This window comes from Pseudomonas sp. GW821-FHT05H12 (genome assembly GCF_059419385.1).
In genome coordinates this window covers 237,392-245,520 of record NZ_JBWKRS010000005.1, presented here as the reverse complement: position 1 = coordinate 245,520, position 8,129 = coordinate 237,392, and the positions used below count along the sequence as shown (strand labels likewise).

The 8,129-nt window shown below is 61.2% G+C and carries 10 protein-coding genes; all 10 read right to left on the bottom strand.

Annotated features, from left to right (window positions below; translation table 11 throughout):
- Nucleotides 1-92: 92 nt before the first annotated feature.
- The 10 genes from hisC to AC07SU_RS06835 all read right to left on the bottom strand — a co-directional run bounded on the left by hisC (nt 93) and on the right by AC07SU_RS06835 (nt 8,112).
- Nucleotides 93-1,145, bottom strand: coding sequence for a histidinol-phosphate transaminase (gene hisC, locus AC07SU_RS06880; protein WP_494996568.1), 1,053 nt, complete (start codon nt 1,143-1,145; stop codon nt 93-95).
- A gap of 3 nt (nt 1,146-1,148) precedes the next feature.
- Nucleotides 1,149-2,471, bottom strand: a complete 1,323-nt coding sequence (gene hisD, locus AC07SU_RS06875; protein ID WP_176995071.1) for a histidinol dehydrogenase — start codon at nt 2,469-2,471, stop codon at nt 1,149-1,151.
- A gap of 128 nt (nt 2,472-2,599) precedes the next feature.
- Complete coding sequence (gene hisG, locus AC07SU_RS06870) at nt 2,600-3,235, bottom strand: ATP phosphoribosyltransferase (protein ID WP_003188599.1); 636 nt, start codon at nt 3,233-3,235, stop codon at nt 2,600-2,602.
- Nucleotides 3,236-3,431: 196 nt separating this feature from the next.
- Nucleotides 3,432-4,697, bottom strand: coding sequence for a UDP-N-acetylglucosamine 1-carboxyvinyltransferase (gene murA / locus AC07SU_RS06865; RefSeq protein WP_178922713.1), 1,266 nt, complete (start codon nt 4,695-4,697; stop codon nt 3,432-3,434).
- Nucleotides 4,698-4,720: 23 nt separating this feature from the next.
- Nucleotides 4,721-4,960 (bottom strand): BolA family protein, encoded by a 240-nt coding sequence (locus tag AC07SU_RS06860; RefSeq protein ID WP_027604803.1) that lies wholly within the window; start codon nt 4,958-4,960, stop codon nt 4,721-4,723.
- Nucleotides 4,961-5,074: 114 nt separating this feature from the next.
- A complete protein-coding gene (locus tag AC07SU_RS06855; protein WP_457404552.1) occupies nt 5,075-5,380 on the bottom strand; it encodes an STAS domain-containing protein in 306 nt (101 codons plus the stop codon).
- A complete protein-coding gene (locus tag AC07SU_RS06850; protein ID WP_176995074.1) occupies nt 5,377-6,027 on the bottom strand; it encodes an MlaC/ttg2D family ABC transporter substrate-binding protein in 651 nt (216 codons plus the stop codon). Before AC07SU_RS06850 ends, AC07SU_RS06855 begins: the two co-directional genes overlap by 4 nt.
- Nucleotides 6,028-6,038: 11 nt before the next feature.
- Nucleotides 6,039-6,506, bottom strand: coding sequence for an outer membrane lipid asymmetry maintenance protein MlaD (gene mlaD / locus AC07SU_RS06845; RefSeq protein WP_005784855.1), 468 nt, complete (start codon nt 6,504-6,506; stop codon nt 6,039-6,041).
- Nucleotides 6,506-7,303, bottom strand: a complete 798-nt coding sequence (gene mlaE, locus AC07SU_RS06840; RefSeq protein ID WP_176995075.1) for a lipid asymmetry maintenance ABC transporter permease subunit MlaE — start codon at nt 7,301-7,303, stop codon at nt 6,506-6,508. The genes mlaD and mlaE overlap by 1 nt, the downstream gene beginning before the upstream one ends.
- The gene (locus AC07SU_RS06835) at nt 7,303-8,112 is read right to left on the bottom strand and encodes an ATP-binding cassette domain-containing protein (protein ID WP_017738751.1); all 810 of its coding nucleotides are present in this window, start codon (nt 8,110-8,112) and stop codon (nt 7,303-7,305) included. Before AC07SU_RS06835 ends, mlaE begins: the two co-directional genes overlap by 1 nt.
- Nucleotides 8,113-8,129 lie beyond the last annotated feature (17 nt).

Sequence of the window (8,129 nt, the reverse complement as noted above, 5' to 3'; positions counted from 1 at the left end):
CCCCCCCCCCCCCCCCCCCCCCCCCCCCCCCCCCCCCCCCCCCCCCCCCCCCCCCCCCCCACCCCAGCTCCCACATTTTATTTCAGTGGTAGTTAGAGCTCGCCCAGGCCGTCGATCAGCGCTTGGTTCTGCTCCGGCGTACCGATGCTGATCCGCAGGAACTGGGCAATCCGCGCCTGCTTGAAGTGCCGCACGATCACACCCTGCTCACGCAACTTGGCCGCCAGGCCGGCCGCGTCGTGCTTGGGGTGACGGGCAAAGATGAAGTTGGCCGCCGACGGCAATACCTCAAACCCCTTGCCTTCCAGCTGCGCGACCACTTTGTTGCGGCTGTCGATCACCAGTTGGCACGTCTTCTCGAAATACTCACGGTCCTCGAACGCCGCCGCCGCGCCGACAATCGCCAGGCGATCCAGCGGGTAGGAGTTGAAGCTGTTCTTGACCCGCTCCAGCGCCTCGATCAGGTCCGGGTGGCCCACGGCCAGGCCCACGCGCAAACCGGCCAGTGAGCGCGATTTGGACAGGGTCTGGGTCACCAGCAGGTTCGGGTAGCGATCCACCAGGCTGATCGCGGTTTCACCGCCGAAGTCGATATAGGCCTCATCGACCACCACCACCGAATCCGGGCTGGCCTTGAGGATCTGCTCCACCGCATCCAGCGCCAGCACGCAGCCCGTGGGCGCGTTCGGGTTGGGGAAGATGATCCCGCCGTTGGGCTTGGCGTAATCCGCTACCCGGATCTGGAACTGCTCATCCAACGGCACAGGGGCCGACTGGATGCCATACAGGCCGCAGTAGACCGGATAGAAGCTGTAGCTGATATCCGGGAACAGCAGCGGCAGATCGTGCTGGAGCAGGCCGTGAAAAATGTGCGCCAGGACTTCGTCGGAACCGTTGCCCAAGAACACCTTGCCGGCATCCACGCCGTAATACTTGGCCACGGCCTGCTTGAGCAGGTCGCTGTTGGGGTCCGGGTACAGGCGCAGGTTGTCGTTCAGCTCGGCCTGCATCGCGGCCAACGCCTTGGGCGATGGGCCGTAGGGGTTTTCATTGGTGTTGAGCTTGACCAGCTTGGTCAACTTCGGCTGCTCGCCGGGTACGTAAGGCACGAGGTCCTTGACGAAAGGGCTCCAGAATTTGCTCATGTCTCAGTTCCCCTTCTCTTCAAGGATGCGGTATTCGGCGCTGCGGGCGTGGGCACTCAGGGACTCACCGCGGGCCAGTACCGAAGCGGTCTTGCCCAGCTCGGAAGCGCCCTGCGGCGAGCAGAAGATGATCGACGAACGCTTCTGGAAGTCATACACGCCCAGCGGCGACGAGAAGCGTGCGGTGCCGGAGGTCGGCAGCACGTGGTTCGGGCCTGCGCAGTAGTCACCCAGGGCTTCGCTGGTGTGGCGGCCCATGAAGATTGCACCGGCGTGGCGAATCGACGGCAGCCAGGCTTGTGGGTCGGCCACGGACAGCTCAAGGTGTTCCGGCGCGATACGGTTGGCCACTTCGATGGCCTGTTCCATGTCACGCACCAGGATCAGCGCACCGCGGCCATTGATCGACTTCTCGATGATCTCGGCGCGCTCCATGGTCGGCATCAGCTTGTTGATGCTGGCGGCGACCTTGTCGAGGAACTCGGCATCCGGGCTGACCAGGATCGCCTGGGCGTCTTCGTCATGCTCAGCCTGGGAGAACAGGTCCATGGCGATCCAGTCCGGGTCGGTCTGGCCGTCGCATACCACAAGGATTTCCGACGGGCCGGCGATCATGTCGATACCGACCTGGCCGAACACATGGCGCTTGGCAGTGGCAACGTAGATGTTGCCAGGGCCGACCACCTTGTCGACCTTCGGCACGCTTTCGGTGCCATAGGCCAGGGCCGCGACGGCCTGTGCGCCACCGATGGTGAACACGCGGTCGACGCCGGCGATGCACGCCGCCGCCAGCACCAGCTCGTTGATTTCACCGCGCGGAGTTGGCACCACCATGACCACTTCGGTCACGCCAGCCACCTTGGCGGGAATGGCGTTCATCAGTACCGACGATGGGTAGGATGCTTTACCGCCTGGTACGTACAGGCCGGCACGGTCCAGCGGCGTGACCTTCTGGCCCAGCACAGTGCCGTCGGCTTCGGTGTAGCTCCAGGAATCCTGCTTTTGCTTCTCGTGGTAGCTGCGCACCCGCGCCGCCGCCACTTCCAGGGCTTCGCGCTGGGGCGCAGTGATGCGCGTCAGGGCCAGCTCCAGGCGTTCGCGGGGCAGGATCAGGTCGGCCATGGACTTGACGTCCAGGCCATCGAACTGACGGGTGAAATCCACCAGCGCCGCATCACCGCGCTCGCGCACGGCCTTGATGATGTCGAGCACCCGCCCGTTGACCGAATCGTCGGACACGCTTTCCCAGCTCAGCAGATGATCCAGATGATGGGCGAAATCCGGGTCGGCAGCGTTGAGTCGGGCAATTGCAGTGGACGTGGTCATAGCGAGGGCCTCAATAGAATTGGCAAAAACTCAGGCGCCCTAAACTAGCAGTCGTTTCCGCTTGGGCACCTGAGAATTCTGGCTATGAGGCGGATAGACGGGCGCAGCCTTTCAGCTACGCGGGTAAGTCAACCGCGGTGTCGCGACTCCACTGCCTTGCGCAGGGTGTCAATCAACGCCTGGATACGGGCGTGCTGCATCTTCATCGACGCTTTGTTGACGATCAGGCGGGAGCTGATGTCGGCGATGAAATCCTGAGGCTCCAGGCCATTGGCACGCAGGGTGTTGCCGGTGTCGACCACGTCGATGATCTTGTCGGCCAAGCCGATCAGCGGGGCCAGCTCCATCGAACCATAGAGCTTGATGATGTCGACCTGACGACCTTGCTCGGCGTAGTAGCGCTTGGCAACGTTGACGAACTTGGTCGCCACGCGCAGGCGGCCTTTAGGCTCAACGTCACCGACACGGCCGGCAGTCATCAGCTTGCACAGGGCAATTCGCAGGTCCAGAGGTTCATACAGGCCCTGGCCGCCGTATTCCATCAGCACGTCTTTACCGGCGACACCCAGGTCGGCCGCGCCATGTTCAACGTAGGTCGGCACGTCGGTAGCCCGCACGATCAACAGGCGAACGTCGTCCTGGGTCGTGGGGATGATCAGCTTGCGGCTCTTGTCCGGATTCTCGGTCGGCACGATGCCCGCTTCAGCCAGAAGCGGCAAAGTGTCGTCAAGGATGCGGCCCTTGGACAGTGCGATGGTCAACATGGGAAACGTCAGTCCTTCATCAGGCTATTGCTGTCCGGTCGCAAACGGCGCCAGACACAGATCGAGGCCATGACAGCCTCGATTTTAAACAAATTTCTGTAGTGAGCGGGCTTGCCCCGCGCGGCGGCGTGTCGGGCGCCTTAACCCTACCTGATACACCGCGGCGCGGGGCAAGCCCGCTCACTACAAGCAGCAACTAGCCCGGTACGCGGCGGATTTTTGCACCGAGCATCTGCAGTTTCTCTTCGATGCACTCGTAACCACGGTCGATGTGGTAGATGCGGTCGATCAGGGTGTCGCCTTCAGCAATCAGCGCCGAGATCACCAGGCTCGCCGAGGCGCGCAGGTCGGTGGCCATCACTGGCGCGCCCTTGAGCTTCTCGGTGCCGGTCACGATGGCGGTGTTGCCTTCAACCTGGATCTTGGCGCCCATGCGGTGCAGTTCGTACACGTGCATGAAGCGGTTTTCGAAGATGGTCTCGATAACCGCACCGGTGCCTTCGGCAATCGCGTTCAGGGAGATGAACTGCGCCTGCATGTCGGTCGGGAACGCCGGGTAGGGAGCGGTACGCACGTTGACGGCTTTAGGACGCTTGCCGTGCATGTTCAGCTCGATCCAGTCTTCACCGGTGGTGATTTCGGCACCGGCTTCGCGCAGCTTCTCAAGGACCGCTTCCAGGATGGTCGGATCGGTGTCCTTGACCTTGACGCGGCCACCGGTGACGGCAGCGGCAACCAGGTAGGTGCCGGTCTCGATACGGTCCGGCATCACTTTGTAGGTGGCCGAGTGCAGGCGTTTAACGCCGTCGATGGTGATGGTGTCGGTGCCGGCGCCAGTGATGTTGGCACCCATGGCAATCAGGAAGTTGGCCAGGTCGACCACTTCCGGCTCGCGCGCGGCGTTCTGCAGGACGCTGCGGCCGTTGGCCAGGGCAGCGGCCATCATGATGTTCTCGGTACCGGTCACGCTGACGGTATCAAAGAAGAAGTTGGCGCCACGCAGGCCGCCTTCCGGCGCCTTGGCCTTGATGTAGCCGCCTTCGACGTCGATGGTCGCGCCCATGGCTTCGAGGCCACGGATGTGCAGGTCGACCGGACGCGAGCCGATGGCGCAACCGCCAGGCAGTGCCACTTCGGCTTCGCCGAAACGGGCAACCATCGGGCCCAGTACCAGGATCGAGGCACGCATGGTTTTCACCAGCTCGTACGGCGCGACCAGGGTCTTGATGGTGCGCGGGTCGATTTCGACGGCCAGTTTCTCGTCGATCACCGGCTCGATGCCCATGCGACCGAACAGCTCGATCATGGTGGTGATGTCGTGCAGGTGCGGCAGGTTGGCCACGGTAACCGGGCCATCGCACAGCAGGGTCGCCGCCAGGATCGGCAGAGCGGAGTTTTTCGCACCGGAAATGCGGATCTCGCCATCAAGGCGGGCACCGCCGGTAATAATCAATTTATCCATAAGAATCTCGACGCCTTGGGGGCTCAGGTGCGCTCGGCCCAGGCCGCGCGGCTGAAAAATTTCATAGTGACCGCATGGATGCTGCCATCGGTGATCCATGGGTTCAAATGGGCATAGATCTGCTGCTGACGCTTGACCGGGCTCAATGCCGCCAGTTCATCGCTAATCACGTTCAGCTGGAAGTTGCAGCCTTCGCCTTCAACTTCTACGTTCGTATCCGGCAGCTTTCCTTCAAGGAAGCTCTTAACTTCTAGGGCCTGCATGCTCAACCTCTATCGGCGCCCAGTGCGCACGGGTCGCACATCATACAAAAAAGCCCCGCGCCTGCGAACCCCGCATAGCAGGACTCTGACGGGGGGCTTTCCTGAAAATGGCTATTAAGGATGCGCCAACAGCTCGCTCAGGCCGGAAACCTCGGCAATTTCCCGCATGTCCTCGGGCATTGCACGGATGCTGACCGGCTTTTTGATCGCCTCGGCATCACGGATAAAACAGAGCAATAACGACAAGCCAACGCTGCTGGACTTGGTCACCGCCGAGCAATCGAGCACCAGTGCAGGCGCGGTGCTGGTCTTGATCAGCGCCTGGCCCTGCTTGCGCAGGTCAGGCCCGGTGCGGTAGTCCAGCACGCCGCTGAGGAACAACTCGCCGGCGTCGCCGAGACGAACAGCCGACTCGGTCATTGTGCGGACTTCCCGGCAGCTTGCTTGTCGGTTTCTTCCTTGGCCTTGGCCACTTCACCGGCCCAACCATTGATGGTCTTGTCCAGGTCGTTGCCGTTGCGCTGCATGGCATCTGCGAACTGGTCGCGGAACAGCTTGCCGATGTTGATGCCGTTGATGATCACGTTGCGCAGTTTCCACTCACCGTTGACCTTCTCCAGCGTGTACTGCACAGGGTAGACCGCGCCATTGTTGCCTTTGACGGTCATGCCGACACTGGTACGGTCGCCCGACTCGTCCTTGGCAGGGTCCACGGTGATGCCTTGGTTGTTGTACTCAAGCAACGCGTTGCCGTAGAACTGGAACAGGCCCTTCTTGAAGTTTTCCTGGAAGGTCTGCATCTGCGCCGGGGTCGCCTTGCGCGAATACTTGACGGTCATGATGCTGCGGGAAATGCCTTCGGCATCAACCACAGGGCCCACGATCGAGTTAAGCGCGTCGTAGAACTTACTCGGGTCCTGCTTGTACTGCTCTTTGTTGGCAGTCAGGTCGGCCAGCATCTTGCTGGTCGTGTCCTGCACCAGATCGTGCGCAGAACCTGCCGCGTTGGCCAGCAGCGGCAACGCTGCAAGCAATACCAGCAGGCCACGTCGCAAGGTAGAGATCATGAACAGATTCCTCATTTGGCGTCTTTATTGACCGTATTGAGCAGGAATTTACCGATCAGGTCTTCAAGCACCAGCGACGACTGCGTGTCGTGGATGGTCGAACCATCCTTGAGCAGGGCAGTTTCCCCGCCCACGCTGACGCCGATGTACTTCTCGCCCAGCAAACCCGCAGTGAGGATAGATGCAGTGGAGTCAGTCGGCAGATTATCTACCTTCTTGTCCACCTGCATGGTCACCCGGCCGGTGAAGCTGTCGCGGTCCAGATCGATTGCCGTGACCTTGCCGATGGTAACGCCGGCCATGGTCACTTTAGCTCTGACCGTCAAACCGGCGATATTGTCGAAGTACGCGTAAAGTTTATAAGTGTCGGCGGTGGGGCTGGCCGACAGGCCACTGACCCGCAGGGCCAGCAACAGTAAAGCCAGGATGCCAGCCAGCAAGAAAAGGCCGACACCGATTTCCACAGTGCGGTTTTGCATCAGAAATCTCCAAACATCAAGGCGGTCAAAATGAAGTCAAGGCCCAGTACCGCCAGCGAGGCGTAAACAACGGTCTTGGTGGTGGCGCGACTGATCCCTTCTGAGGTGGGCTCACAGTCATAGCCTTGGAATACGGCGATCCAGGTCACTACAAAGGCGAAAACGATGCTTTTAATGATGCCGTTGAGCACATCGCCGCTGAAGGTCACGCTGTTCTGCATGTTGGCCCAGTAGGAACCGTCATAGACGCCCAACCAGTCAACCGCCACCCACGAACCGCCCCAAATGCCGACCACGCTGAAGATCATTGCCAGCAGCGGCAAGGAAATGAAACCGGCCCACAGGCGCGGGGCAACAATGTACTTGAGCGGGTCCACGCCGATCATTTCGAGGCTGGACAGCTGCTCGGTGGACTTCATGTTGCCGATCTCGGCCGTCAACGCAGAGCCGGCACGCCCGGCGAACAGCAACGCGGTGACCACTGGCCCGAGCTCACGCAGCAACGTCAGGGCGACCATCTGCCCTACTGCCTGCTCCGAACCGTAGCTGGACAGAATATTGAAGCCCTGCAGCGCCAGCACCATACCGATGAACACGCCGGAAACGACGATGATCACCAGGGACATCACGCCCACGGCGTGCAACTGCTTGATCAACAGGCCAAAACCGCCGCCGATACCACCACGGCCGAGCAACGCATGAAACAGGAAGAGGGTAGAACGACCCAGCACCTCGACAATGTCGATGCCCGAGCGGCCGAAAAGGCGAACCTTCTCGATGAGAGATGTCTTGCGCATCAGCGCTTCCCCAGAAGATCTGAGCGGTAGTCCGCTGCCGGAAAATGAAAAGGCACCGGGCCATCGGGATCGCCGGTCATGAATTGGCGGATGCGCGGGTTATCGGCATTCATGAGTTCTTCTGGCGTGCCCTGCCCCAGCACCTGCCCATCACCGACGACATAGAGGTAGTCGGCGATGCTCGCAGTTTCGGCCAGGTCGTGGGAAACCACGATGCTGGTGATGCCGAGCGCGTCGTTGAGCAGGCGGATCAGACGCACCAACACGCCCATGGCGATCGGGTCCTGGCCCACGAAAGGTTCGTCGTACATGAGGATCTGCGGATCCAGCGCGATGGCACGCGCCAGCGCGACACGGCGCTTCATGCCACCGGACAGCTCGTCAGGCATCAGGTCGATGGCACCGCGAAGGCCCACGGCCTGCAGTTTCAGCAACACAATGTCACGAATCATTTCATCGGACAGCTGGGTATGCACCCGCAGCGGGAAGGCCACGTTTTCGAAAACATCGAGGTCGGTAAACAACGCACCGCTCTGGAACAGCACACCCATGTGCTTGCGCGCGTCGAACAGGTCGCTGCGCGAGAGCGTCGGCAGGTTCTGTCCATTGACCCACACTTCGCCAGCAGTGGGCCGCAATTGCATGCCCATCAGACGCAACAGGGTGGTCTTGCCACAGCCTGAAGGCCCCATGATGCCCGTGACCTTGCCGCGGGGAATGCGAATATCGACGTTATTGAAGATGCTGCGCGTCCCGCGCTTGAAGGTAAGTCCCTTCAGCTCGACCGCGTAGGCGTTATCGGCACTCATCTAAACTCCTTGGGATG

Excerpts from the sequence above, each read along its gene's own strand:
- hisC (WP_494996568.1), bottom strand. The coding sequence starts at position 1,145 with ATGAGCAAATTCTGGAGCCCTTTCGTCAAGGACCTCGTGCCTTACGTA.
- hisD (WP_176995071.1), bottom strand. The coding sequence starts at position 2,471 with ATGACCACGTCCACTGCAATTGCCCGACTCAACGCTGCCGACCCGGAT.
- hisG (WP_003188599.1), bottom strand. The coding sequence starts at position 3,235 with ATGTTGACCATCGCACTGTCCAAGGGCCGCATCCTTGACGACACTTTG.
- murA (WP_178922713.1), bottom strand. The coding sequence starts at position 4,697 with ATGGATAAATTGATTATTACCGGCGGTGCCCGCCTTGATGGCGAGATC.
- AC07SU_RS06860 (WP_027604803.1), bottom strand. The coding sequence starts at position 4,960 with ATGCAGGCCCTAGAAGTTAAGAGCTTCCTTGAAGGAAAGCTGCCGGAT.
- AC07SU_RS06855 (WP_457404552.1), bottom strand. The coding sequence starts at position 5,380 with ATGACCGAGTCGGCTGTTCGTCTCGGCGACGCCGGCGAGTTGTTCCTC.
- AC07SU_RS06850 (WP_176995074.1), bottom strand. The coding sequence starts at position 6,027 with ATGATCTCTACCTTGCGACGTGGCCTGCTGGTATTGCTTGCAGCGTTG.
- mlaD (WP_005784855.1), bottom strand. The coding sequence starts at position 6,506 with ATGCAAAACCGCACTGTGGAAATCGGTGTCGGCCTTTTCTTGCTGGCT.
- mlaE (WP_176995075.1), bottom strand. The coding sequence starts at position 7,303 with ATGCGCAAGACATCTCTCATCGAGAAGGTTCGCCTTTTCGGCCGCTCG.
- AC07SU_RS06835 (WP_017738751.1), bottom strand. The coding sequence starts at position 8,112 with ATGAGTGCCGATAACGCCTACGCGGTCGAGCTGAAGGGACTTACCTTC.